At 68.9% G+C, this 25499-nt stretch carries 17 protein-coding genes; 15 read left to right on the top strand and 2 right to left on the bottom strand.

Annotated elements, in window-relative coordinates; all coding sequences use genetic code 11:
• Positions 1–47: 47 nt before the first annotated feature.
• The gene (locus G4D86_RS25010; protein ID WP_163996531.1) at positions 48–5762 is read right to left on the bottom strand and encodes a type I polyketide synthase; all 5715 of its coding nucleotides are present in this window, start codon (positions 5760–5762) and stop codon (positions 48–50) included.
• 197 nt (positions 5763–5959) lie between these two features.
• Here G4D86_RS25010 and G4D86_RS25005 point away from each other — a divergent pair, with 197 nt between their 5' ends.
• Positions 5960–6607, top strand: a complete 648-nt coding sequence (locus G4D86_RS25005; protein ID WP_163996530.1) for a hypothetical protein — start codon at positions 5960–5962, stop codon at positions 6605–6607.
• Between the two features lie 233 nt (positions 6608–6840).
• Here the strand turns inward: G4D86_RS25005 and G4D86_RS25000 are convergent, their stop codons facing one another.
• The gene (locus G4D86_RS25000; RefSeq protein WP_163996529.1) at positions 6841–7965 is read right to left on the bottom strand and encodes a sterol desaturase family protein; all 1125 of its coding nucleotides are present in this window, start codon (positions 7963–7965) and stop codon (positions 6841–6843) included.
• 637 nt (positions 7966–8602) lie between these two features.
• On the opposite strand from G4D86_RS25000, the gene G4D86_RS24995 reads away from it, so the two are divergent.
• The 14 genes from G4D86_RS24995 (at position 8603) to G4D86_RS24930 (ending at position 25487) form a co-directional block, all read left to right on the top strand.
• On the top strand, positions 8603–10315 hold the full coding sequence (locus G4D86_RS24995; RefSeq protein WP_163996528.1) for a 30S ribosomal protein S1: 1713 nt from the start codon (positions 8603–8605) through the stop codon (positions 10313–10315).
• Positions 10316–10680: 365 nt separating this feature from the next.
• The gene (locus tag G4D86_RS24990; RefSeq protein WP_163996527.1) at positions 10681–11862 is read left to right on the top strand and encodes a thiolase family protein; all 1182 of its coding nucleotides are present in this window, start codon (positions 10681–10683) and stop codon (positions 11860–11862) included.
• 79 nt (positions 11863–11941) lie between these two features.
• Positions 11942–12640 (top strand): CoA transferase subunit A, encoded by a 699-nt coding sequence (locus G4D86_RS24985; RefSeq protein ID WP_163996526.1) that lies wholly within the window; start codon positions 11942–11944, stop codon positions 12638–12640.
• A 7-nt stretch (positions 12641–12647) separates the two neighbouring features.
• Positions 12648–13304 carry a CoA transferase subunit B gene (locus tag G4D86_RS24980; protein ID WP_163996525.1) on the top strand — a complete coding sequence of 219 codons (657 nt, stop codon included), beginning with the start codon at positions 12648–12650 and terminating at the stop codon, positions 13302–13304.
• A 63-nt stretch (positions 13305–13367) separates the two neighbouring features.
• Complete coding sequence (locus tag G4D86_RS24975; protein ID WP_163996524.1) at positions 13368–13763, top strand: TIGR02266 family protein; 396 nt, start codon at positions 13368–13370, stop codon at positions 13761–13763.
• 42 nt (positions 13764–13805) lie between these two features.
• On the top strand, positions 13806–15101 hold the full coding sequence (locus G4D86_RS24970) for a class I SAM-dependent RNA methyltransferase (protein WP_163996523.1): 1296 nt from the start codon (positions 13806–13808) through the stop codon (positions 15099–15101).
• Positions 15102–15317: 216 nt separating this feature from the next.
• Positions 15318–16715 carry a VWA domain-containing protein gene (locus G4D86_RS24965; protein WP_163996522.1) on the top strand — a complete coding sequence of 466 codons (1398 nt, stop codon included), beginning with the start codon at positions 15318–15320 and terminating at the stop codon, positions 16713–16715.
• Between the two features lie 147 nt (positions 16716–16862).
• Positions 16863–18056 carry an efflux RND transporter periplasmic adaptor subunit gene (locus G4D86_RS24960; RefSeq protein WP_163996521.1) on the top strand — a complete coding sequence of 398 codons (1194 nt, stop codon included), beginning with the start codon at positions 16863–16865 and terminating at the stop codon, positions 18054–18056.
• Between the two features lie 19 nt (positions 18057–18075).
• Positions 18076–21207: an efflux RND transporter permease subunit gene (locus G4D86_RS24955; protein WP_163996520.1), complete on the top strand. Its 3132-nt coding sequence runs from the start codon at positions 18076–18078 to the stop codon at positions 21205–21207.
• A gap of 206 nt (positions 21208–21413) precedes the next feature.
• On the top strand, positions 21414–21935 hold the full coding sequence (locus tag G4D86_RS24950; protein ID WP_163996519.1) for a hypothetical protein: 522 nt from the start codon (positions 21414–21416) through the stop codon (positions 21933–21935).
• A gap of 73 nt (positions 21936–22008) precedes the next feature.
• Positions 22009–23397, top strand: coding sequence for a tRNA (N6-isopentenyl adenosine(37)-C2)-methylthiotransferase MiaB (gene miaB, locus G4D86_RS24945; RefSeq protein WP_163996518.1), 1389 nt, complete (start codon positions 22009–22011; stop codon positions 23395–23397).
• A 42-nt stretch (positions 23398–23439) separates the two neighbouring features.
• On the top strand, positions 23440–23955 hold the full coding sequence (locus G4D86_RS24940; protein ID WP_163996517.1) for a gamma carbonic anhydrase family protein: 516 nt from the start codon (positions 23440–23442) through the stop codon (positions 23953–23955).
• Positions 23956–23992: 37 nt separating this feature from the next.
• On the top strand, positions 23993–24463 hold the full coding sequence (locus G4D86_RS24935) for a Crp/Fnr family transcriptional regulator (RefSeq protein WP_163996516.1): 471 nt from the start codon (positions 23993–23995) through the stop codon (positions 24461–24463).
• A gap of 28 nt (positions 24464–24491) precedes the next feature.
• Positions 24492–25487, top strand: coding sequence for a hypothetical protein (locus tag G4D86_RS24930; protein WP_163996515.1), 996 nt, complete (start codon positions 24492–24494; stop codon positions 25485–25487).
• The last annotated feature ends 12 nt before the right edge of the window (positions 25488–25499 follow it).

Raw genomic sequence — 25499 nt, 5'->3', positions numbered from 1 at the left:
CCCCCCGATGTGTGGATGACTTGCTGGAATGGGGAAGGAAGACCCGGCTAGTGGGTCACTCGCTCGACGCCGGCATGCTCCGCCTGCGCGAGCTCCCGCTCCACCGCGAGGAGGAGCGCTTCCTGCTCCTCCTGGGACAGATCCTTCAGGGTGTTCGCCAGGTCACCGACCTCCGCGACTGGCTGCGGCGCGGGCGGCAGCTCCCGGACGGTCGCGGCGACGGGCTGGACCTTCACGGGCTCCACCCGGGCCTGTACCGCCTTGGCCGGCTCGGGCGTGGCCGTGGCTCCGGCAGCGGGTTGCAGGCGCGAGAGCAGCAGGACCGCGAGCGACGTGACGCTCGCGCCTTGCAGTAGCTCGATGAGGGTGGGACCCACGCCCAGGCCATTCACCACCTGGAGCCGCAGCTCCACCGCGACGATGGAGTCCAGCCCCAGCCCCTGGAGGAACTGCTGGCGGTCCACCTGCTCCTTCGACAGCCGCAGCGTGCGAGCCACCACGTCCGCCAGGAAGTCCTCCAGCACCTGCCGGCGGGACTTGTCGTCCGCGGCCTCCGCGAGCTTCGCGCGCACGTCGTCCTGCTGTCCCTCGCCCTCCTGGGCCGGGGCGCTCGCCGCGAGCTGCTCGGCGATGGCCCGGACCATGGCCGGCGGCTGCGTCGTCGGGTAGCCGGTGCGAAGGATGCGCTGCCAGTCCGCCGCCAGCACGACGACCTGACGGAGGTCGTGCTCCAGGCTGCGCTCCAGCGCCTCCACGCCCTGGGCCGGGCGGATGGGGATGATGCCGCGCCGCTCGAAGTCGTGGGCCACCTGCTCCTCGCTGGCCATGCCCACCTCGTCCCAGGCGCTCCAGTTGACGGAGAGCGCGTGCAGCCCCTGGTTGCGCCGGGCGTGCGCCAGGCCGTCCAGGAAGGCGTTGCTGGCGGCGTAGTCCGCCACGCCCATGGAGAAGCCGAGCGCGTTGACGGACGAGCAGAGGATGAAGAAGTCCAGCGTCTCCTCCGCCAGCAGCTTGTGCAGGTTCCACCCGCCGGCCAGCTTCGGCGCCAGCGTGTCGCGGAGCTGCGAGGCCTCCAGGTCCGCGAAGCGCCGGGGCTGTACGACGCCCGCCGCGTGGATGACGCCCCGGATGGACGGCCAGCCCTCACGGCGGAAGTTCTCGACGAACTCCCGCATGCTCTTCTCGTCGGTGACGTCCAGCGCCACCGGGTGGATGCTCGCGCCCAGCGCCTCCAGCTCGCGCATGGCGGCCACCTGCCGGCCGATGGACGAGTTCGCGTCCAGCATGTGCCACCTGCGCCGATCGGGCAGCGCCGTGCGGCCCGCCAGCACCAGCCGGCGCGCCCCGCGCTTCACCAGCCAGCGGGCGAACACCAGCCCCAGGCCGCCACGACCACCGGTGATGAGGTACGTGGCGTCCGGACGCAGCTGCGCCGGCAGCGAGCCCGACGCCACCTTGGGCGCCGGCACCATCCGCTCACCCCAGAGCTGCTCGCCGCGCATGGCCATCAGGGCGTCGGTCGACGGGCGCAGCAGCAGCGAGAGGAGCCGCTCCGACTCCAGAGCCGCCTCCGCGCCGGGCGCGGACGGGTCCAGGTCCACCGCGCCGCCGGCCAGCTCCGGGAACTCCTGCTGGAAGAGGGCGCTGGCGAAGCCCCAGAGCGGGCTCTGCGCGACTTCCAGCGGGCGCACGTCGCCCGGCACCTGCTTCGCGCCGCGGGTGAGCACCCACAGGCGCGGGGGCTTCGGCCAGGCCGCCGCCTGCAGCGCCTGCGTCAGGTGCATCAACGCCACCAGGCCCGGGCCCTGGGCCTCCATCAGCCCCTCCGTGGTCAGCTCGCGCGTGGCCTGCGCATCCAGGCCCCACAGGTGCAGCACGCCGTCCGGGCGCAGGCGGTTGCCCACGTCGTCCAGCAGCCGGTCGAAGTGCTTGCGCTTGTCCGGATTCACCTCGAAGCGCAGCCCGTCCCGCGACGCACGGTAGGCCGACCCAGGCCGCACGCGCACCACGGTGCCGCCCGCCGCCTCGAGCGTCGTGGCCAGCCTGTTCCCCAGGCCCTGGCCGTCCTCGAACACCAGCCACGCCCCCGTGGCCCGCGCCGGCTCCCCGGCCGGGGCGCTCTCCAGCGGGTGCCAGGTCATCTCGTAGAACATCTCCGGCGTCGCGTGCGAGCGGGACGAGGCCTCCAGCGACTGCACGCGGATGCCCTCCAGCGCGACCAGCAGTCGCCCGTCCTCCGCGTACACGTCCAGCGAGCCCGTCATCGCCCGCCGGCTGGTGTTGCGCACCCGGCCGTGCACCCAGACCCGGCCCGTCAGCGGTCCGAAGAGGGAGAGCCGATCAATCCCGACGGGGAGCGAGGCCTCCTGTGCGCCCGACGCCAGCGAGCCCGCGATGAGCACCTGGAAGCAGATGTCCAGCAGGGGCGGGGGCAGCTCGAAGCCGGCCAGGTCCGCCGTGTCCTTCAGCTCCACCAGGGCGAGCGTCTCGTCGCCCCGCGTGGACAGCTTCTGGATGCCCTGGAAGCGCGGGCCGTACTCGAAGTGCTGGGAGCGCAGCCGCTCGTAGCACTCCGCGGCGCCGGACTCGGTGGCGCCCGCGAAGGACGCGCGTACCGCCGCCAGCTTCCCGGGCGCGGTGGCCTGGGCGGGGATGGCGCGGAAGCGGCCCTCGGTGTGCGGCTGCCAGTGCGGGTCCGCCGCGCTGGCGCGGCTGTAGACGGTGAAGCGCGGCTCGTCCGTGTCCAGCACGGTCTGCAGCGTCGTGGGCTCGCGCAGGAAGAGGGCGTTGCGGAAGCGGATGTCGTGCAGCTCCACCGGGCCGCTCGCGCGCCCCGTGGCCTCACGCAGCGCCGCCAGCCCCATCTCCAGGTAGCCCGCGCCGGGGAACACCACCGCGCCCTGGATGGCATGGTCCTCCAGCCACGTCGGCCCGTTGCGCATCACCTGGCCCTTCCACGTCGGCACCGGGGCCACCTGGCGCTTGCCCAGCAGCGGGTGGGTGATGGGCTCCAGGCGCTGGGCGCGGGACTCCGCGGCCTCGTGCCAGTAGATCTGCCGGTCCCACGCGTACGCGGGCAGCCGGGCAGGGCGCTTCGCCGCGCCCGGGAACATCCCTTCCCAGTCCGGCTGCACGCCCAGCGTGTACAGCGCGCCGGCCGTGCCCAGCATCCCCTGCACGTCATCCCCACCGCGCTTGAGCGTGGGCAGGGTGCGCACGGGCGTGTTGCGCTGCTGGGCGCACTCGGTGATGGAGCCACCGAGGACCGGATGCGGGCCGATCTCCAGGAAGGTGCGGTAGCCGTCCGCCATCATGTTCTGCGCGGCCAGCGCGAAGCGCACCGGGTCTCTCACGTTGAGCCACCAGTACTGGGCGTCCAGCTCCGGGCCGGCGGCGCGCTGGCCCGTCACGGTGCACCAGAGCGGCACCTTCGCGCGCACCGGGCGCAGGTCCGCCAGCGACGACAACAGCTCGTCGCGCAGCGGGTCCATGTAGTGGCTGTGGAACGGCACGTCCACCTTGAGGAACCGGGCGAAGACGCCGCGCGCGGACAGCGGGGCCACCAGCTTCTCCAGCACCGCCGGGTCGCCCGCCAGCGTCACCGAGCTGGGGCTGTTCACGGCTGCGATGGACACCCCCACGCAGCCGTCGATGAGCGTCACGGCCTCCTCGTAGGGAATGCCGACCGCCACCAGCTTGCCCTGGCCGGCCGTCAGGTGCTGCAGCCGGCTGCGGTGGTAGACGACGTTGCAGCCCTGCTCCAGCGTGAGCACGCCCGAGGCCCAGAAGGACGCCGCCTCGCCCGTGCTGTGGCCGACGATGGCCGACGGGTTGATGCCCCAGGAGCGCAAGAGCTCCGTGAGCCCCACCTGCACCGCGAAGTTGGCCGGCTGGGAGATGCGCGTCTCCGTCATCTTGGAGACGGACTCGTCCGCCGTCAGCTCCTTCATCAGCGACCAGTCCGTCCACTGGCCCAGGATGGCGTCGCAGCGCTCCACCGCCTGCCGGAACACCGGCTCCGCGGCCAGCAGCGCCCGCCCCATGCCCCACCACTGCGGGCCCATGCCCGTGTAGACGAAGGCCAGCTCCCCACGCGCCTTCGACGACGCCTGCCCCGTGGACAGGCCCGTCCGCTCCGCGCCCTCCAGCCACGCGCCCAGCGTGTCCGCCAGCTCGCGGTAGGAGCCCGACACCAGCGCCAGCCGGTGCGGGTGGTGCGTGCGACGTGCGGCCGCCGCTCCCGCCAGCTCGCGCAGCGCGGGCGCGCCGTCGTGGTCATTCGCCTGGGCCAGCTCCTTCCACCGCGAGGCCATCTGGCGCAGCGACTCCGGGCTGCGCGCGGAGAGCGTCACCAGGGACGGCCCCGACTGCACCGGGGCCACCGTGTCCGCCGCGGCCTTCTGCGCCGGCGGCGCCTCGGAGAGCACCGCGTGCGCGTTGGTGCCGCCGAAGCCGAAGGAGTTCACCGCCACCACCGCCGGCCCCTCGCCCTGGGGCATGGGCTCCAGCGCGCGGGGGACGCGCAGCTTCAGCCCGTCGAAGTCGATGTTGGGGTTGGTGCGCTGCAGGTGCAGGTGCGGCGGAATCTGCCCGTGCTTGAGGCACAGCGCCGCCTTGATGAGCCCGGCGATGCCCGCCGCCGCCTCGAGGTGGCCGATGTTCGTCTTCACCGAGCCCACCACGCAGCGCTCGCCCTCGCCACGCCCCTGGCCGAACACCTCGCCCAGCGCGCGCGCTTCAATCGGGTCGCCCACCGGCGTGCCGGTGCCGTGCGCCTCGATGTAGCGCACCTGGTGCGCCGACAGGCCGGAGCGCCTCAGCGCCTCGCGGGCCACCGCCTTCTGGGCCTCCCCGTTGGGAACGGTGATGCCGTTGGTGCGGCCGTCCTGGTTGGCCGCCGTGCCGCGGATGACGGCATAGATGGAGTCGCCGTCCGCGAGCGCCTTCGACAGGGGCTTGAGGACCACGAGGCCCGCGCCCTCACCGCGCACGTAGCCGTTGGCGCGCGAGTCGAACGTCTTGCAGCGCCCGTCCGGCGACAGCATGCCCGCCTTGGACTCGGAGACGGTGTAGCCGGGCTGGAAGATGGCGGAGGCGCCTCCCGCCAGGGCCATCGTGGACTCACCGCTCCAGAGGCTCTGGCAGGCCAGGTGCACCGCGACCAGCGAGGACGAGCACGCCGTGTCCAGCGACACGCTAGGCCCGCGCAGGTCGAACCAGTAGGACAGGCGGTTGGACACCATGGTCATCGCCGTGCCCGTGCCGCTGTGGGGCCCGAGGAGCTCGGCGTTGCTCGGCTGGAGCTGGAAGATGGAGGCGTCCACCGTGAAGGCGCCCACGAAGACGCCCGTCTTGCTGCCCGCCAGCGACTCGGGCTTGAAGCCCGCGTCCTCCATCGCCTCCCACGCCACCTCCAGCAGCCACCGCTGCATCGGGTCCAGGTAGGCAGCCTCGCGCGGCGACATGCCGAAGAAGAGGGCGTCGAACGCCCCCAGCGGTTGATTCACGAAGCCACCCCACTTCGTGGTCGCCTTCCCCGGCCGGTCGGGTGACGCGTCGTAGAACGTGGAGATGTCCCAGCGGTCCTTCGGAATCTCACCGACGGCGTCCACGCCGCCCGTCAGCATCTTCCAGAAGGCCTCCGGCCGGCTCGCCCCAGGAAACCGGCAGCCCATGCCAATGATTGCAATGGGCTCCAGCAGGGATTGCTGGTTCTGCGCTGAAGACAGACCAATACCGCTCTCGACGGTGCTCCCGTCCATGGTGTTTCCCCCTCTGTAATCGCGACCTTCCCCAATGATTGACAGGTCGCTGGCGGGTCCCCTAATAGACAGCTCTAAACCCGCCAAAAATGTTTAGTACAATAGAACTTTACAGTCGGTCAATACTGCTTTTCGTTATTTCCGGGTGACAGCTTCGAAATCGCCCGGTGTTGAGTTGGCTCACAGAGGGGGCAGTCATGAAACATCGAGTTGTAGGTTCCTACGGGATGATGGCCGCGCTGGTGCTGGGTGGAAGCGCAGCCAATGCAGAGACAATGCCAACTGCCAGTGATGGATCGCCCGGGTCACGTCCCGAGCAGCAGACGCTGCTGGGGGGCGACTTTGAGCACGGGGGATACGGCGGTCCTTCGGCGACGTACTCACGGATGTTGGGCTCGAACGTGCTGCTCGTGGGTGGGCGCGGCGCATGGCTCCTCGATGGGCGCTTCGGCGTGGGTGGTGCGGTCAATGGCCTGATCCCCATGCAGTCGGCGTTCCCGGTCAGAACGGGCGAGCGCTACGATCTTCGCCTGGGCTATGGCGGATTGTGGCTGGAGTACGTCTTCACGCCTCACCGCGTGCTGCACTCCACGGTGGGCGTTCTCCTCGGAGGAGGGTGGCTGGGCCGACGTCATGGGGAGTTCCCCGGAGAGGAGACCCTGGGGTTCGACGCCCTCTTCGCCGTGGAACCCACGGTGACGACCGAGGTCAACGTCCTGAGCTTCTTCCGGGTCGGCGCGGGGATCAGCTACCGGTACCTGGGCGGCGTGGACCTGGAGGGGATGAAGAGCAGTGATCTCAGCAACTTCGCCGGGACGCTGTTCTTCAAGTTCGGCAGCTTCTGAGGAGCCCGGGGCGGCCCCGGCGGATCAGGCCGGGCCCGCCTCGTCTTTTGACGTTTTGATAGAGATTGTAGCGCCGGAGGTCACAACAGGCGGCCCCGCGAAATCACGGCATGTTGCTTCCGGGGCAACACCGCGACAGGGATTGTGGCGCCGGCGGCTACACGCGTTGCTCGGGAAGTTCCGGGCCATGTCTCAATCGTGAAACATCCGGGTTCGCGTGCGGGCCACCCGCACTACCCGTACGGCGTCTCCTCTTCGTGCTTCTGGAAGGGGTAGGCGAGCTGGCCCAGGTACGTCTCCGGCGGCTGGAACTTCGTGGTGCCGTAGTTCTTCGGCATGTGGGCCGGCAGGTAGGCGGTGCCGAACATCCAGTCGATGAAGGAGAGGAAGACGGCGAAGTTCTTGTCGATGCCCTCGTCGTCGGACGTGTGGTGCCAGTGGTGGAACTCGGGCGTGGCGAACACCCAGCGCAGCACCGGCCAGCGGTGGTTGACGTTGGCGTGGATGTAGACGGCGTGGAACGACACGAAGACCAGGTACGCGTAGATGGCCGGCGGGGCGAAGCCGAGGATGAACACCGGCACGAAGCCCAGCGTCCGGTTCACCAGCACGTCCACCAGGTGCGAGCGCGAGCTGGCCAGCCAGTCCATGTGCAGGCTGGAGTGGTGGATGGCGTGGAACTTCCACATCCACGGGAAGTGGTGGAAGGCGCGGTGGATCCAATAGCTCACGAGGTCGATGACGAAGAGGATCTCGAAGAACTGGAGCCACAGCGGCTGCGCGGCCACCGCGGCCTGGAAGTCCAGCTTCACCGCCCAGGTGAAGAACATCTGCGCCGGAATCAGCGTGGCGAAGGCGATGAGCTGCACGCCCATGTGGCTGACGAAGAGGTGCTTCAGGTCCGTCTGCCAGCCCACCCTGAAGATGGGCTGCTCCGTCTGCGCCCACAGCCGCTCCATGGGGATGAAGAGCAGGCCCAGCACCAGCAGCTCGAGGATGAAGTAGTCCAGCCCCGCGCTGAACCCACGCGCCTGGTGCGTGAGGGGCTCGGCCTCCGCGCCGCCCATCAGCAGCGCCACCAGCGCCAGCGCCATGGCGATGCCGCCGTGCGCCTTGGAGCGCAGCGTGAGCACGCTCAGCATGCCGAGCGCGAAGGTGAGGATGATGCTCCCCTGGAGGATGGCGCGGAACACGCCGATGTGGTCCGCGTAGAAGCTGCGGGCGTCGTTCGTCACCAGCAGGTGCGGGAAGAGGAAGCAGAACTCGGCGAGGATGCACAGCACGCCGAGCAGGCCGGCCGTGACACCGGCGCGCTTGCCGAGGTCCGTGCGGACGGCGGGGGAGAGGAGGGTGGACACGCGGGTTCCTGGCTCAACGGGGACGTGTGAGCTTATGCAGGTTGCCCGCCCACCAGAAGGGCCCGGGTGCCCGCACTCCCGAAAGGAGAAGAGGGGAGGGGCCCGCGGCCGCCGACGCTTGGGAACAGTTCACCCCCCCGGGCGCACCTCCCCCATGACATACGCCGGTCTCTGGACTCGCGGGCCTCCACCCGACACCTGAACGAAGCCGGCCGGAAAATGTCGCAATCATCGGTATTTCCAGTGGATTCGGGCACCTGGAGGCCGCCCGCACACCGGCCGGGCCACCGGGGCGCTCGGGGTGCCGCTCGCGGCGGGAGGGCTGCATGGGGGGCTGGCCGTTCTTAAGTAGTTGCAGGGTCCATCCGGCCGGGATTCGCGTCCGTCCGCCTGGTGTCCCAACGGCCGGACACCGGCACCGGGGCTTGACATGCCCGGTGTGGGCCATCCACCGATCAGCACATGGGGCACGCCCTCGCTTGACTCCCGGAATTATCGGTGTCTAGGGTGCGCGGCTTCCATCACATTCCAGTCCTCAATGAGGAGGACGAACGCAGCGGCCCGTTGCTCCCCGCAGGCTGCTCCGTATTACCCACCATCAGGGGGCAGCTGTACCGTTTCAAAGGACTTCAACTTCATGCAGCAGAACGTGAACCAGCAGGTCGGGATGGACGGCGGCGACGAAGACTTTGCCGCAATGTTCGAGGCCTCGCTCAAGGAGCGCGGTGGTGACGGGATCCTGAAGGAAGGGGAGATCGTCAAGGGCACCGTGGTCCAGGTGACGAAGGACTTCGCGATTGTCGACATCGGCTACAAGTCCGAGGGACAGGTCCCGATCTCCGAGTTCACCAATCCTCGCGGTGAGGTCTCGGTCAAGGCCGGCGACCCCGTCGAGGTCCTCCTGGAGAGCCGCGAGAACGACACCGGCATGGTCGTCCTCTCCAAGGAGAAGGCCGACAAGATGCGCATCTGGGACGAGATCAGCGCCGCCTGCGAGCGCGACGAGATCGTCAAGGGCACCATCGTCGGCCGCGTGAAGGGTGGCCTCTCCGTCGACATCGGCGTGAAGGCGTTCCTCCCTGGCTCCCAGGTGGACATCCGCCCCGTGCGCAACCTTGACCAGTACATCTCGAAGGAATTCGAGTTCAAGGTCATCAAGTTCAACAAGAAGCGCGGCAACATCGTGCTTTCGCGCCGCGTCCTCCTCGAGAAGCAGCGCGAGGAGATGAAGAAGGAGACCCTCAAGAACCTCAAGGAGGGTGCGGTCCTCAAGGGCGTGGTCAAGAACCTCACCGACTACGGCGCCTTCATCGACCTCGGCGGCATCGACGGCCTCCTCCACATCACGGACATGTCGTGGGGCCGCATCGGTCACCCCAGCGAGATGTTCAACGTGGGTGACGAGGTTCGCGTCGTCGTCCTCAAGTTCGACCCGACGCAGGAGCGCGTCAGCCTGGGCCTCAAGCAGATCCAGGAGGACCCGTGGCACCGCGCCGACGAGAAGTACCCGGTCGGCACGCGCGTCAAGGGCAAGGTCGTCAGCATCACGGACTACGGCGCGTTCATCGAGATCGAGCAGGGCGTCGAGGGTCTGGTGCACGTGTCCGAGATGTCCTGGACCAAGCGCCTCAAGCACCCGTCCAAGATCCTGGAGGTCGGCCAGGAGGTGGAGGCCGTCGTCCTGGACATCGATCCGAAGGCCAAGCGCATCGCGCTGGGCATGAAGCAGATCGAGCAGAACCCCTGGACGCTGCTCGAGGACAAGTACCCGATCGGCTCCGTCATCAAGGGTCAGATCCGCAACGTCACCGACTTCGGCGTGTTCGTCGGCGTCGAGGAGGGCGTGGACGGCCTGGTGCACGTGTCCGACATCTCGTGGACCCAGCGCATCAAGCACCCGGGCGAGATGTTCAAGAAGGGCGACGAGGTTGAGGCAGTGGTGCTCAACATCGACGTCGAGAACGAGCGCTTCAGCCTGGGCATCAAGCAGCTCCAGCCGGACCCCTGGGAGACGCTGTCCGAGCGCCTGCCCGTGGGCAGCCGCGTGAAGGGCAAGGTCACCAAGGTCACCGACTTCGGCGCGTTCGTGGAGATCGAGCCGGGCATCGAGGGCCTCGTCCACGTCTCCGAGCTGAAGGAGGAGCGTGTCGAGAACCCGCGTGACGTGGTGAACGAGGGCCAGGATGTCGAAGTGAAGATCATCGACATCAACACCCCGGACCGGAAGGTGGCGCTGTCGATGAAGGCGCTGATCGGCGAGGGCGAGGACTACCGCGAGTACCTCCGCAAGCAGGCGGAAGGCTCCAAGGCGCGCCTCGGCGACGTGATGGCGAGCAAGCTGAAGAAGTAGTCCTTCAGCGGCACGCGCCACACGGCGCAAGACGGCCGGGTTCCCGAGAGGGGGCCCGGCCGTTGCCGTTTCCGGGGACACTTGCTCCGTGGCACGGGCCCTTGGACTGCGCCCCTCGCACCCCGAGGTCGAGACCCATACATATCACCGTCCGACCGGTCGGGCGGGGCCCGGGCTTCTCGTCCGGAGCCCGAGTCTTGTGCCTTCAAGGGCTTATACCGGCTAGCGCAATGCGTCGTAGACAGTGGACGCTCCCGTCCGGAGGCCGAGCGAGGACGCTTGAACTCCAGGGAGTGCCCGGTGATAAGGGCCCCCGTCGCTGTTACCGAAGGTCATTCGGTCATCCTCGAACGGAGGCAGTTTTCATGGCTCGTGAAGTCGTCATCGTGGGCGCGGCCCGTACTCCCATCGGCTCCTTCCAGGGCGCGCTGTCCAAGCTGACGGCGCCGCAGCTGGGCGCGGTGGCCATCAAGGCGGCGCTCGAGCGCGCTGGCGTGAAGCCGGAGGCCGTCCAGGAGGTGGTCATGGGCTGCGTGCTCCAGGCGGGTGTGGGCCAGGCGCCCGCCCGCCAGGCGACCATCTTCGCCGGAATCCCGGACACGGTTCCCGCCACCACGCTGAACAAGGTCTGTGGCTCCGGCCTGAAGGCCGTCATCGCGGGCGCGCAGGCCATTGCCCTGGGTGACGTGGACGTCGTCGTCGCCGGCGGCATGGAGTCCATGAGCAACGCGCCCTACCTCAGCCACACCATGCGCGGCGGCGCCCGCATGGGCAACGTGGAGTTCAAGGACGCGATGATCCACGACGGCCTCTGGGACGTGTACGGCAACGTCCACATGGGCCTGTGCGCGGAGGAGTGCGCCACGTCGCAGGGCATCAGCCGCGCCAACCAGGACGAGTTCGCGCTGGAGTCCACCCGCCGCGCCATCCAGTCCCAGAAGGACGGCCTGTTCACCGCGGAGATCGTCCCGGTGCAGATCCCCGGCAAGAAGCCGGAGGACGTCGTCACCGTCACGGACGACGAGGGTCCCCGCAACGCGAAGCCGGACAAGATTCCGGGCCTCAAGCCCGTCTTCAAGAAGGACGGCACGGTGACGGCCGCCAACGCGTCCTCCATCAACGACGGCGCCGCGGCGCTGGTGCTGATGAGCGAGGAGCGCGCCAAGGCTGAAGGGCGCACCATCCTCGGCCGCATCACCGGCTACGACCAGGCCGCGCGCAAGCCGGTGGAGTTCACGATTGCTCCGGCGGACGCCATCAACAAGCTGCTGAAGAAGAAGGGCCTGTCCGCGGGTGATGTGGACCTGTGGGAGATCAACGAGGCGTTCGCGGTGGTGTCGCTGGCCAACAACCGCATCCTCGGGTTGGACCCGTCGAAGGTGAACGTGCGCGGTGGCGCGGTGGTGCTCGGCCACCCGATTGGCGCCTCGGGCGCGCGCGTGCTGGTGACGCTGCTGCACACAATGAAGGACCTGGGCAAGAAGCGCGGCGTCGCGTCGCTGTGCATCGGCGGCGGCGAGGGCATCGCGCTGATGGTGGAGCGGTAATCTCCCTCTTCCCTTCGGGGAAGAGGGGCGGGGTGGGGGCCTTTGCGGCCTTCACCCCGTTTCCGTATCGGGAGGGCGGATGAACAAGGTCTACGCGAACGCGGACGAGGCGGTCGCCGACATCCCGGATGGCTGCACGCTCATGAGCGGCGGCTTCGGCCTGTGCGGCAACCCGGAGAATCTCATCGAGGCGCTTCATCGCAAGGGCGTGAAGAACCTCACCATCATCTCCAACAACTGCGGCACCACCGAGCTCGGGCTCGGCATCCTTCTTCAGAACAAGCAGGTGAAGAAGATGGTGTCCAGCTACGTGGGAGAGAACAAGGAGTTCGAGCGGCAGTACCTCTCCGGCGAGCTGGAGGTGGAGCTGAATCCGCAGGGCACCCTGGCCGAGCGCATCCGCGCCGGTGGCTGCGGCATCGGCGGCTTCTTCACCCCCACGGGCGCCGGGACGCAGGTGGCCGAGGGCAAGGAGTCGCGGATGATCGACGGCCGGCTCCACGTCCTGGAGACGCCGCTGAAGGCGGACTTCGCCATCATCCACGCGTGGAAGGCGGACACCTGGGGCAACCTGGTGTTCAACAAGACCGCGCGGAACTTCTCGCCGATGATGTGCATGGCCGCGAAGACGACCATCGTCGAGGCGGAGCACATCGTTCAGCCGGGCGAGCTGGACCCCGACCTGGTGCACATCCCGAGCATCTTCGTGCAGCGCATCGTCCAGGCGAAGAACCTCAAGAAGTGGATCGAGCGGCGCACCGTCCGCAAGCAGGCGTGAGGAGCCCATGCCACTGACTCGTGAACAGATTGCGATGCGCATCGCCCAGGAGCTGAAGGACGGCTTCTACGTCAACCTGGGCATCGGCATCCCCACGCTCGTCCCCAACTACATCCCGGCCGGCGTGGAGGTGGTGCTCCAGTCGGAGAACGGCCTGCTCGGCATCGGCCCGTACCCCGTCGCGGGGAGCGAGGACCCGGACCTCATCAACGCGGGCAAGGAGACGGTGACGACGGTGAAGGGCGCGTCGTTCTTCGACTCCGCGCTGTCCTTCGGGATGATCCGCGGCGGCCACATCGACATGGCCGTGCTGGGCGCCATGGAGGTCAGCGAAGAGGGTGACCTGGCCAACTGGATGATCCCCGGGAAGATGGTGAAGGGGATGGGCGGCGCCATGGACCTGGCGGTGGGTGCCAAGCGCATCTACGTGGCCATGGAGCACGCCAACAAGGAAGGCCAGCCGAAGATCCTCAAGAAGTGCTCGCTGCCGCTGACGGGCCTCAAGTGCGTGCACCACATCGTCTCGGACCACGCGTACATCGACGTGACGCCCGAGGGTCTGGTGCTGCGTGAAGTAGCCCCCGGCGTGACGGTGGAGCTGGTGCAGAAGCTGACGGAGCCGAAGCTGAAGGTGGCCCCGGACGTGCGCGAGATGAAATTCTGAGCGCACGAGGCTAGGGTGGCGCCCCGCGGGCCCTGAGTCCACGGCCCGCGGGGGACTCCATCCATGGCCGACACTTCGCAGAAGTCCAACCCCAGCGACCGCGCGCCGCGCGTCGAGTACGAGCTGCCCGTGGCCTACAGCAGCGTGGCCGGGTTCGTGACGGACTGGGCGGTGAATCTGTCGCGCGGAGGCCTGTACATCAACACCGACAAGCCGCTGCCGGTGGACACGGTGGTGCGGCTGCTGGTGACGCTGCCCGGCGCGCACTTCCCGGTGGAGCTGAAGGGCCGGGTGACGCGCACCAATGCTCCGGGCGCCCACGTGGCGAATCAGTCGCCGGGGATGGCGGTGGAGTTCGTGGACGTTGACGACGAGAAGCGCTCTCGCATCGGGGAGTTCGTGGAGCGCCTGCGCACGGAGTTCCCCCCGGACGAGCCGGACGTGGTTACCCGGAAGTAACAAGTGGCGCTCGGTCCTGGGCGCCGCCCACCGAGCCCCTGAATGCTGCCGTTACCTGAGACTCCCGTTGAATTGACGATTGAGCGCCTGGGCCAGCTCGGCGAGGGCGTGGCCTCCTGGCAGGGGCGCACCGTGTTCATCCCGGGCGCCTTCCCCGGCGACACCGTGCGCGTGCACCTGGAGTCGCAGGGGCGCGTGCTCCGAGGGCTGCTGCGACAGGTGGTGACGCCCGGGCCGGACCGGCGCGAGCCGCGGTGCCCCTGGGCTGGAGAATGTGGCGGCTGCGACTGGCTGGGGCTGGCCGAGCCGGCGCAGCGGTCGGCGAAGCAGGAGATCGTCCTCTCGACCCTGGAGCACCTGGGCCACCTGCCGAGGGAGTCCTTCACCGTGAGGCCGCTGCTGGTGGCGCCTCGGGACTGGGGCTACCGGCGCCGCGCGGTGCTGCACCCGACGGGGAAGGGGACGCTGGGGTACTTCGGGCGCCGGAGCCACGAGCGCGTCCCCGTGCCCGAGTGTGGCGCGCTGACGCCCTTGCTGAGGGAGCTGCCGGGGAAGCTGGCCCCGCTGCTCAAGCCGCTGTCGAAGGACACCGAGGAGGTGCTCCTGTTGGCCGAGGGCGACAAGGCCGCCTTCGCGGTGAATCTGACGGGCCCGGTGACGGCGCGGCACGTGGAGGCGGCGGAGGCCGCGGTGAGGGCGCTGCGGCTGGAGGGCGCGGTGCTGGTGCCGAAGGAGGGCTCGCCGCGCGTGCTGGGGAAGCCGGCGCTGCGCTCGTACTCGCCGCTGCGGCCGGAGGTGCCCCTGTACCTGCGGCCGGATGCCTTCGCCCAGGCGCATGCCGAGGCCAACGTCGGGCTCGTCACGTCAGCCGTATACGAATTGGCCGCGCGGGACGGTGACTCCGTGCTGGAGCTGTACTCGGGCAATGGCAACTTCACCTTCCCGCTGGCGGCCGGTTCCGCGTCCGTGCTGGGCGTGGAGTCCTCGCCGGTGGGTGTGGAGCTGGCCCAGCGCAGCGCGCGCGAGGGTGGGGTGACGAACGTGCGCTTCATCCAGGGCGACGCGCGCAAGGCGTGCGACGGACTGGTGTCGGAGGGGCGGAAGTTCGACGTGTGCCTGGCGGACCCGCCGCGCACCGGAGCCCCCGGCCTGGCGAAGTGGATGACGGCCCTGGGCGTGCGCCGGGTGGTCTACGTGGCGTGCGACCCGGCCTCCCTGGCCCGCGACGCGGCGGGGCTGGTCGAGGCGGGCTACAAGCCCCTGGCCCTCCAGGTGGTGGACATGTTCCCCCAGACGCACCACGTGGAAGCCGTCATGTCCTTCGAGCGGAAGGCCTGAGGCTCAACCCGCACTGAAAGTACGTATTTCGTTTCTCGGGTTGCGCGGGCCATCTTGGGGCCGGATCGGTGCTCTAGAGTGGTTTGAAACACGCTTAATCCGCATCTCGTGGAATTTTAGTGATTACACCGCGTGTACCAGGAGGGGAAGCGACCGCCTGCTCACGCCTGCCTCATTCCGGATTGCGCCGGAGCCCGGCCCGGACATGATGGTTGGGTGGACGCCCGCATCGTCGAGTTCGCCGAAGTGCTCCGCCAGAACGGCGTGCGCGTCAGTACGTCCGAGGTCCAGGACGCCCTGCGCGCCACCACCGAGGTGGGGCTGAAGGAACGGAGCGTGTTCCGCGCCGTGCTCCGCACCACGCTGGTGAAGCGCGAGCTGGACGTGGACACCTTCAACCGCGCGTTCGACTTCTACTTCTCCGGCGCGGCGAAGACGTTCGAGGGCATCGATAAGTCGCTCGCGGACCAGCTCAAAGAAGAGGGCTACCTGGAGGGCGACCTGCTGAAGATGGTCATCATCCAGATGGCGCAGCTGTTGCCGGAGATGTCGCCGCTGGCCCAGGCCATCCTCGAAGGAGACCGGGCGCGGCTGGCGCAGATCTTCCGGATGGCGTCGCTCCAGCTCGACCTGTCGCAATTGGAGAGCCCGCTCCAGGCCGGCTTCTTCTCGCGGCGACTGCTGGCCGGCGCGGGCATGGAGAAGGCCCGCTCCGACATGAAGTCCCTGGAGGACGAGCTGCGCGTGCGCGGCCTGGCTCCGGAGGGCGTGGAGATTGTGTCGCGCCATGTCGCGGCCGCGATGCGGAAGATTGAGGAGGCCGCGCGCCAGGAGGTGAAGCGCCAGGCCGAGGCCCGCATCCGCCGCCGCACGGACACGGTGCAGGACAAGCCATTGCATCTATTGACGCAGGCGGAGGTGGACCAGATGGAGTCCGCCGTGCGCACGCTCGCGGAGAAGCTGCGCAGCCGGCTCATCCGCAAGCAGCGCTCGCACCGCCGGGGCGCGCTGAACGTGCGCCGAACCCTGCGCCGCAACATGCCGTGGGGTGGGGTGCCCATGGTGCCCCAGTTCCGCCGCCGCCGGCCGGAGCGCCCGGAGCTGGTCGTCCTGTGCGACGTCTCCGATTCGGTGCGGAACGCGTCGCGGATGATGCTGCTGTTCATGCACACGCTGCAGTCGCTGTTCGTGCGCGTGCGCTCGTTCGTCTTCGTGTCCGACGTCGGCGAGGTGACGCAGTACTTCAAGGACCTGGACGTGGACGAGGCCATCGACATGGCCACCGCGGGGAAGACGGTGTCGCTGAGCGCGAACTCGAACTACGGGCGCGCGCTGGCGGACTTCACGAGAGATCACCTGGGCAGCATCACCCGCCGCACCACGGTGATGGTGATTGGCGACGGGCGGAACAACTACAACGCGAACAACGCGTGGGCGCTGAAGGACCTGCGCCGCAAGGCGAAGCGCCTCTTGTGGATCTGCCCCGAGGAGCGCGGCAACTGGGGCATCGGCGACAGCGAGATGCTCACCTACGAGAAGCACTGCCACCAGGCCGTGGTCGTCACCTCCGTGTCGGACCTGGCGCGCATCGCGGACCAGCTCGTCCCGGCTTGAGGGCCTTTTCGCGGGACACACTTTCCGGCGGAATGGCGCATTATTTTTCCCCGCAACGGAGTTACATTTCTTCGTGCAATTTAACGAGCACGCGCACGCGGCAATTCGTATAGAGGGCCCGCCTTCAACCCCCTGACGAGTCCGTCGATGACCTCCAGCGTCACAGCTCCTTCCGAAGCTGCGCAGTCCCGTGCCACGCAACCTACCCGCGGGCGCAAGAAACAGTGGGCCCTTGGAATCCTGACGCTGCTCGCCATCGTCGGCGTGCTCGTCGGCATCAAGGCGGCGCAGATTGGCGCGATGATTGACGCGGGCTCCGCCTTCGTCCCTCCCCCCGAGGCGGTGACCTCGGCCAAGGTGGAGGCCGTCGAGTGGCAGTCGGCCCGTAGCGCCGTGGGCTCCATCCTCGCGGTGCGAGGCGTGACGCTCGGGGCCGAGATGTCCGGCATCGTCCGCGAGATTGGCTTCGAGAATGGCGGGGCGGTGAAGAAGGGCCAGGTGCTCCTCCGGCTCGACACCACGAGCGAGTCAGCACAGTTGACCGGGGCCGAGGCGGACGCGGAGCTGGCCCGGCTGTCGCTGGCCCGCTCCCAGTCGCTCCACGGCCAGGGCGCCAACACGCAGTCCGAGCTCGAGTCCGCCCAGGCCCGCTCGGTCCAGGCGGAGGCCGTGGCGGCCAACCTGCGAGCCATCATCGCGAAGAAGGTCATCCGCGCGCCCTTCGACGGGCGCATCGGCATCCGACAGGTGGAGCTGGGCCAGGTCGTCTCGCCGGGCAACCCCATTGCCTCGCTCCAGTCCGTCGACCCCGTCCATGTGGAGTTCCTCCTGCCGCAGCAGGCGCTGGCGGAGGCACGGCTGGGGCAGAAGGTCCGCGTTCACGTGGACGTGTTCCCCCAGCACACGTGGGAGGGCGAGCTGACGACCATCAACCCCGAGGTGGAGCTCTCCTCTCGGAACGTGCGCATCCGCGCCACCGTGCCGAATGCGGATGGGCGCCTGCTGCCGGGGATGTTCGCCAACGTCGAGGTGCTCGCGGAGGGCAAGAAGAACGTCGTGGCCATTCCGACGACCGCCGTGCTTTTCGCTCCGTACGGTGACTCGGTGTTCGTCATCGTGGACGGCAAGGACGCGGCCGGCAAGCCGGCCAGCGTGGCGCAGCAGCGCTTCGTGCGGCTGGGCGAGCGGCGGGGTGACTTCGTCGAGGTGACCTCTGGCCTGACAGCGGGCGAGGTCGTCGCCAACAACGGCGCCTTCAAGCTGCGCAATGGCGCGGCCGTCCTCATCAACGACGCGCTGGCGCCGAAACCCGAAGTCGCTCCCCAGCCGGTGGACCGGTAGAGGCCTGGAAGGCGCGCCCATGAACTTCACTTCGCTCTTCATCCGCCGGCCCGTGGTGGCGCTGGTCGTCAACCTCCTCATCGTCATCGCGGGGCTGCAGGCCCTCCAGTCCCTGAACGTGCGGCAGTACCCGCGCAGCGAGAACGCCGACATCACCGTGACGACGGCCTACGTCGGCGCCAACGCGGAGCTCGTCCGCGGCTTCATCACCACGCCCCTGGAGCGGGCCATCGCCTCGGCGGACGGCATCGAGTATCTCGAGTCCCAGAGCCTGCAGGGCGTCTCCACCATCCGTGCCCGGCTCAAGCTCAACCACGACTCCAACCAGGCCCTCAGCGAGATCAGCGCCAAGGTCGACCAGGTGCGCGGCGACCTGCCGCCCGAGGCCCAGGTCCCGGTCATCAACATCGAGTCGGCGGACAGCCAGTTCGCGGCGGCCTACCTCAGCTTCTCCTCCGAGTTCCTGAAGCAGAACGAGATTACCGACTACCTCGTGCGGGTGGTGCAGCCGAGGCTGACGGCCGTGGAGGGCGTGCAGCGCGCGGACCTCCTCGGCGCGCGGACGTTCGCCATGCGGGTGTGGCTCAAGCCGGACCGGATGGCCGCGCTCAACATCAGCCCGGCGCAGCTGCGTCAGGCGCTCGCCGCCAACAACTACCTCGCGGCGGTGGGGCAGACGCGGGGCGCGCTCGTGCAGGTGAACCTCACGACGAACACGGACCTGCGCTCGGTGCAGGAGTTCAAGCAGCTCATCGTGCGGCAGGACGGCGGGGCCGTGGTGCGGCTGTCGGACGTCGCGGACGTGGTGCTGGGCGCCGAGGACTCCGACACCGAGGTCAACTTCACGGGGCAGACGGCGGTGTTCATCGGCATCTGGGCGCTCCCCAACGCCAACTCGCTGGACGTCATCAAGCGCATCCGCGTGGAGATGGAGGCCCTGAAGCGCGAGGTCCCCGAGCAGCTCCGAGCGGAAGTGGCCTTCGACGGCACGGAATACATCCAGAACGCGCTCGACGAGGTGGTCGGCACGCTCCTCGAGACGCTCCTCATCGTCGTGTTGGTCATCTTCCTCTTCCTGGGCTCCGTGCGCTCCATCCTGATTCCGGTGGTGGCCATCCCGGTGTCGCTCATCGGCACGGTGTTCCTGATGCAGGTCTTCGGCTTCACGGTGAACCTGCTCACCCTGCTCGCGGTGGTGCTCTCCGTGGGACTGGTGGTGGACGACGCCATCGTCGTCGTGGAGAACGTGGAGCGTCACCTGCGCGAGGGCCTGAGTCCCGTGGACGCGGCCCTCAAGGGCGCCCGCGAGCTGGTCGGGCCCATCATCGCGATGACGATTACGCTCGCCGCGGTCTACGCCCCCATCGCCTTCCAGGGCGGGCTGACGGGCTCGCTGTTCCGCGAGTTCGCGCTCACGCTCGCGGGGGCCGTCACGCTCTCGGGCGTGGTGGCCTTGACGCTCTCGCCGATGATGTCCGCCTTCCTCCTGCGGGCCGGCCACGAGGACCAGGGCTTGTCGGGCTTCATCAACCGCAACTTCGCGCGCCTGCGGGCCGGGTACTCGCGCTCGCTGGACGGGGCCCTGGCCGCGCGGCCGGTGGTCTACACGATGTGGGTCGTGCTGAGCCTGCTCGCGTTCCTGATGTTCTCGCAGTCGCCGCAGGAGCTTGCCCCCACCGAGGACCAGGGCATCGTCTTCGGCATCGTCAACACGCCTTCCAACTCCACGCTGGAGCAGCTCTCACCGTTCGTCCATGAGGTGAACCAGACGTTGATGGAGATGCCGGAGTCGCAGTTCAGCTTCCAGATCACCAACCCGGGCGGAGGCTTCTGGGGACTGGGCCTGAAGCCGTGGGAGAAGCGCGACCGCTCCGCCGCGGCGGTGCTCGCCGATGCCCAGCAGCGGGTCGGCGTCATCCCCGGCATCCAGACGTTCCCCATCCTGCCGCCCGCGCTGCCCGGCGGCGGCAACTTCCCGGTGGAGTTCGTCATCGCCTCCACGGCGGAAGCGAGCGAGCTGCTGGCGTTCGCCGAGCAGATCCAGGCGAAGGCAGCGCAGAGTGGGCTGTTCGCCTTCCCGCCGCTCATCGATGTGAAGATCGACCAGCCCCAGTCGGAGGTCGTGGTCGACCGCGAGAAGGTGGCTCAGCTGGGGCTGAACCTCGGGACGGTGGGGCAGGACCTGGGCGCGGCGATGGGCGGCAACTTCGTCAACCGGTTCAACATCTCCGGGCGCAGCTACAAGGTCGTCCCGCAGCTGCAGCGCGTGTCACGGCTCAACGCCGACCAGCTGAGCGACGTGTACGTCACGGGCCCCAACGGGAAGCTCGTGACGCTCTCCTCCATCGCGACCCTCCGCGACACGGTGGCTCCGCGCTCGCTCAACCGCTTCCAGCAGCTGAATGCCGTGAAGCTCAGTGGCGTGGCCATCCGGCCGCTGGACGAGGCCCTCACGTATCTCGAGACGGAGGCGGGGAAGATCCTGCCCAAGGGCTACACGCTCGACTACACGGGCGAGTCGCGGCAGCTCCGGGTGGAGGGGAACAAGTTCCTTCCCGCCTTCATGCTCGCGGTGGTGCTGATCTTCCTGGTGCTCGCGGCGCAGTTCAACAGCTTCAGGGATCCGCTCATCATCCTCGCTGGCTCGGTGCCGCTGGCGCTCTTCGGCGCGCTGCTGACCACGTTCCTGAAGATGCCGAACCCGATGATGTCCTTCTTCACCGACAGCTTCACCACCACCCTGAACATCTACTCGCAGGTGGGGCTGGTGACGCTGGTGGGGCTGATTGCGAAGAACGGGATTCTCATCGTGGACTTCGCCAACCGGCTGCAGGAGGAGGGCAGGACGAAGCTGGAGGCGGTGAGGGAAGCCGCGGCGGAGCGGCTGCGTCCCATCCTGATGACGTCGGTCGCGACGGTGGCGGGCCACTTCCCGCTGGTCCTCGTGGAAGGGCCGGGCGCGGCGGCGCGTAACAGCATCGGGCTCGTGCTGGTGACGGGCATGGCCATCGGCACGCTCTTCACCCTGTATTTCGTCCCGGCCATCTATCTGCTCATCGCCCGGACGCGGACGGCGCCCGCTGTCGACGTGGGCGCTGAGGTGGTGGTTCCGCAGCTCGTCCCGGCACCCGCGGGGCGGCAGGGGCACTGACTCCCGCTGCTTCCCGTCCCTCGGAGGATGTGCGCATCCGAGGGACGGGCCTCTTGTAGGGCACTGCCAACGCAGCCTTGCCTCAGGCGCCAGCGCGATTTCCCATTTATCCGGGTTACAACGGGCGCCTGTCCGCACGCACGACACGCCCCGGTCGGAGTCGCTACAACCCGGCGCTCCGGGCTGTTAGATGCGAGAGCAATCCCATGGCACCCTCCCTCTTCGACGACGCTGGCTTTCAGGATGTCCGGAACTTCGAGCGCTCCACCAACCTGGACGCCGCGGATGACCGGACCCTCCGCATGGCGTACCGGCCGGTGGACGGGGCCCTGCTCGACTCCCTGGTCCGCTACCAGCAGGCCTGGCTGTCCCACGCCGAGGCCGGGAAGGGGACGGACGTGCTCGCCCGGGCCCACGCGGAGGCCCTGAGCGCCTCCGGACTGAACTCCCAGACAGCGGAGCAGGGTGCCGCCATGCTGCGCTCCTTCTGCGGCCGGCGCTGGGCCGCCCTGAAGCTCCAGGACAAGCTCCGCCAGGTGGAGGGCGCCAACACCCCCGACGTGGAGGACCTGCGCACCCGGCTCCGCGAGGAATTGACGAAGCAGGAGCGCGCCACCGAGGCCCTGGGGCGACGCTTCGGTCCGGACACCGTGGCCCTGCTGCGCGCCCGGGAGACGGAATTGGTAGACCTGCACACCCGGATGACCCGCCTGCTCAGTCGGGGATGAACCGGGCCGCGCGTCAGGTTGCATTCCTCGCCCGGGCATCGCATAAGGGCACGTTCTTCCTCAGGGTTCTGACATGAAGCGCTACTTCATCCACACCTTCGGCTGCCAGATGAACGTCAACGACTCGCTCCGCATGAGCGAGGTGCTGGCGAAGATGTCCTACGAGCCGACTCCGGTGCCCGAGAACGCGGACCTCATCATCCTCAACACCTGCGCCATCCGCGAGAAGGCGGAGGACAAGATGCTGTCCGCGCTCGGCCGCTACAAGCCGGTGAAGGCCAGCCGGGGCGCGCTCATCGGCGTGGGCGGCTGCGTCGCGCAGCAGGAGAAGGACAAGCTCCTCAAGAAGGTGCCGTACCTGGACTTCGTCTTCGGCCCCGACAACATCGCGAAGCTGCCGGACATCATCGGCCGCGTGTCCGAGGACCGCGCGCGAGTGGTGGAGGCCGCCTTCGTCCACTCGGAGGAGTACGTCTTCCCGCGCGCCGACCCGGAGACGTCCCGCGGCAAGGTCACCGAGTTCGTCACGGTGATGAAGGGCTGCGACAACGTCTGCTCGTTCTGCGTCGTCCCGCATACGCGTGGCCGCGAGGTGAGCCGGGCCTTCCCGGAGGTGCTGCTCGAGGTCAATGACCTGGCCAAGGTGGGCGTGCGCGAGGTGACGCTGATTGGCCAGAACGTGAACTCGTACGCGGGCGGCATCTCCTTCGCGCAGCTGCTGCTGCGCACCGCGGAGGTGCCCGGCATCGAGCGCGTGCGCTTCACGACCAGCCACCCGCACGACCTGTCCGACGAGCTGATCGACGCGTTCCGCACGCAGCCCAAGATTGCCCCGCACTTCCACCTGCCCGTGCAGTGCGGCAGCGACCGCGTCCTGAAGATGATGCGCCGCGACTACACCGTGGTGCAGTACCTGGAGCGGCTGGAGAAGCTGCGCGCCGCGCGGCCGGGCATCGCCGTCACCACCGACATCATCGTGGGCTTCCCCGGGGAGACCGAGGAGGAGTTCGAGATGACGATGAAGCTGACCGAGCGGGTCCGCTACGACAACCAGTTCTCCTTCGTCTTCAGCCCGCGCCCCAAGACGGGCGCCGCCCTGCGGGAGAACGAGTGGGGCCCCGTGCCGCACGAGGTGAAGATTGCCCGGCTGGAGCGCCTGCAGAAGCTGCAGCGGCGCATCAGCACGGAAGTCACCGCGGCGCTGGTGGGCTCGGAGGTGGAGGTGCTCGTCGAGGGCCACTCGCGCTACGACGCCACCAAGCGCTTCGGCCGCACGCCGGAGAACCGCACCGTCAACTTCGACGGGGATGCCCCCACTGGCGCCCTGGTGAAGGTGAAGGTGGAGCGCTCCACGCCCAACGCGCTCGCTGGCCAGCAGCTCTCCGTGCTGTCCCTGCCCACCGTGGAGCCGCTGCCCCTGGCTCCGGCCGCCTCGCCGTTCCACGTCGTCGCCGAGGCGTAGCTCGCAGTCCCGCCGTTTCGCCGTCCCACTCGAGGTGACGTCATGGCATTGAGGCCGTTCCGCGGGGTGACCCCCCGCGTGGATCCGAGCTGCTTCGTGGAGGACTCCGCCCAGGTGGTGGGCGACGTGGAGCTGGGCGAGGACTCCTCCGTCTGGTTCAACGCCGTGCTGCGCGGGGACGTGAATCCCATCCGCATCGGCAAGCGCACCAACATCCAGGACCTCACCATGGTGCACGTCACCACCGAGCTGCACGCCACCCACGTGGGCGACGACGTCACGGTGGGCCACCGGGTCATCCTGCACGGCTGCGTGGTGGGCAACCGCGTGCTGGTGGGCATGGGCGCCATCCTCATGGACGGCGTCGAGGTGGGGGACGAGTGCATCATCGGCGCCGGGGCGCTGCTGACTCCCGGGACGAAAGTGCCCCCGGGCTCGCTGGTCGTTGGTTCTCCAGGCAAGGTGAAGCGGCCGATTACAGACGAGGAACGGCAGTTCCTCCTCCTCTCCGCCCAGCACTACGTCCAGCTCGCCGCCGAGCACCGCGCGAGCCGCTGACTCGCGGGCCCGTGCGCCCCGTGTTAGGAATTTCCGCATGGCTTTAGTGCCCGCGACCACCCTGAAGGCGTGCCCCATCTTCAAGGGCTTCACCGACACCGGCATCCAGATCTTCGCCGGCGTCGCGGTGCCCCGGGCGTTCCCCAAGGGCACCGCCCTCTTCACCGAGGGCAAGACGGGGGAGTCGCTCCTCATCGTCGGCGAGGGCACCGTGCGGCTGAGCGCGAAGAGCGCCTCGGGCGACGACGTGCCCCTCGGCGAGGTGGGCGCGGGCGAGCCCCTGGGGGAGCTGGCCCTCGTGCAGAAGGGCGAGCGGCTGTGCACCGCCACCGCCGCCACCGATGTCTCGGCCCTCGAGATTCGCGCCTCGGACTTCCAGAAGCTCCTGGCTTCGAAGCCGCAGGCCTGCGTGAAGCTGTTGATGGGCATCGTCGCCCACTTCGGGCAGAAGGCGCGCGACAACCGGGACATGCTGCGCACGCTCGTCGGAAAGGCCCCGGCCGCCTGACGGCCCCGTGCTAGCGTCGGGCACGCCCATGCGTGTCCCCCTCCTGGTCATCTTCATCCTGCTCGGGGCCTCCAGGCCCGCGCTCGCGCAGGGGCCCGGGGCGGAGGACTGGTTCTCCAGCGTGTACTCGGCCGGCGGCGTCGAAGTCAGGGCCGACGGCCGCGTCTTCACCCTGTTCGCGCTGCTGAACCGCGTGGGCTACGACGCCGGCTCGCGCTACCGCGAGCACCCGGTGCCCGCCTTCCGCTACGGCCCGGCCCGCACGCGCGTGCGCGAGGCGCTGGTGGCGGCCTCCCCGGCGGTGGTGGCGCAGGCCCAGGCCTTCTTCGACGCGCACCCCGTGCCGGTGGAGGACTACCTGGCCCGGCTCATGGGCGGGCCCCAGGCCTCCGGAGCGGCGCGCGGACTGGACGGGCTGGAGGCGCTGCTGGCCCGCGTGGAGGCCGAGTGGCCGGTGGCTTCGCTCCGGGCGGAGACGCTGGAGCTGTACCGCGCGGAACAGCGTGCCTGGCTGCCCCTGTTGGATGCACCCCTTCAACAGGCGGCGCGACTCCTGGGCCTGCCGGAAGGCAAGCCGCCTCTGGAGGTGGTGGTTAATCTGCTCGACGCCGAGGGCAGCATCCGGCGGGTGGAGACGGGGCGCGGGTGGGTGTTGGTGGTGGGACCTGCTACCCGGCGGCCGGAGATGGAGCCTGTCGTCAGGGAGCTCGCCCGGGGAGTGCTTTCGTCCCGGATGGGTGCACGCTTGGAGAGCAGGTGGACGGGCGGCGCGGTGGCACTCCGCGAGGCCCGAGGAGCAGGAGCGGGGGAGGCGACGGTGGGGGAGTACGGGGTGGCTTTGCTGAGCCGGGCGCTGGCATTGATGGCCACGGGCGCCCAGGAAGCGGCCTACGAGGCGGCCGGCCGCCAGGGGTACTTCGGTTTGAAGGCCCTGGCCCGGAGTTTTGACGACCCGCGCCCGGTTGATGCCTGGGCGCTGGATGGGCTGAACCGGGTAAATCCCGGACAGGCTCTCCGGAAGTGAACGGACGGGACA

The organism is Pyxidicoccus caerfyrddinensis (assembly GCF_010894405.1).
GTDB classification, from domain to species: domain Bacteria; phylum Myxococcota; class Myxococcia; order Myxococcales; family Myxococcaceae; genus Myxococcus; species Myxococcus caerfyrddinensis.
The sequence above is the reverse complement of the archived record's forward strand: the minus strand, read 5'-3'. Positions and strand labels throughout refer to the sequence as shown.

What these genes read in the sequence shown, in the direction of transcription:
- G4D86_RS24980 (WP_163996525.1), top strand. Translation starts at nt 12,648, where the DNA reads ATGCCACTGACTCGTGAACAGATTGCGATGCGCATCGCCCAGGAGCTG.
- G4D86_RS24985 (WP_163996526.1), top strand. Translation starts at nt 11,942, where the DNA reads ATGAACAAGGTCTACGCGAACGCGGACGAGGCGGTCGCCGACATCCCG.
- G4D86_RS24950 (WP_163996519.1), top strand. Translation starts at nt 21,414, where the DNA reads ATGGCACCCTCCCTCTTCGACGACGCTGGCTTTCAGGATGTCCGGAAC.
- G4D86_RS24975 (WP_163996524.1), top strand. Translation starts at nt 13,368, where the DNA reads ATGGCCGACACTTCGCAGAAGTCCAACCCCAGCGACCGCGCGCCGCGC.
- miaB (WP_163996518.1), top strand. Translation starts at nt 22,009, where the DNA reads ATGAAGCGCTACTTCATCCACACCTTCGGCTGCCAGATGAACGTCAAC.
- G4D86_RS24935 (WP_163996516.1), top strand. Translation starts at nt 23,993, where the DNA reads ATGGCTTTAGTGCCCGCGACCACCCTGAAGGCGTGCCCCATCTTCAAG.
- G4D86_RS25005 (WP_163996530.1), top strand. Translation starts at nt 5,960, where the DNA reads ATGAAACATCGAGTTGTAGGTTCCTACGGGATGATGGCCGCGCTGGTG.
- G4D86_RS24970 (WP_163996523.1), top strand. Translation starts at nt 13,806, where the DNA reads ATGCTGCCGTTACCTGAGACTCCCGTTGAATTGACGATTGAGCGCCTG.
- G4D86_RS24930 (WP_163996515.1), top strand. Translation starts at nt 24,492, where the DNA reads ATGCGTGTCCCCCTCCTGGTCATCTTCATCCTGCTCGGGGCCTCCAGG.
- G4D86_RS24990 (WP_163996527.1), top strand. Translation starts at nt 10,681, where the DNA reads ATGGCTCGTGAAGTCGTCATCGTGGGCGCGGCCCGTACTCCCATCGGC.
- G4D86_RS24955 (WP_163996520.1), top strand. Translation starts at nt 18,076, where the DNA reads ATGAACTTCACTTCGCTCTTCATCCGCCGGCCCGTGGTGGCGCTGGTC.
- G4D86_RS24960 (WP_163996521.1), top strand. Translation starts at nt 16,863, where the DNA reads ATGACCTCCAGCGTCACAGCTCCTTCCGAAGCTGCGCAGTCCCGTGCC.
- G4D86_RS24940 (WP_163996517.1), top strand. Translation starts at nt 23,440, where the DNA reads ATGGCATTGAGGCCGTTCCGCGGGGTGACCCCCCGCGTGGATCCGAGC.
- G4D86_RS24995 (WP_163996528.1), top strand. Translation starts at nt 8,603, where the DNA reads ATGCAGCAGAACGTGAACCAGCAGGTCGGGATGGACGGCGGCGACGAA.
- G4D86_RS25010 (WP_163996531.1), bottom strand. Translation starts at nt 5,762, where the DNA reads ATGGACGGGAGCACCGTCGAGAGCGGTATTGGTCTGTCTTCAGCGCAG.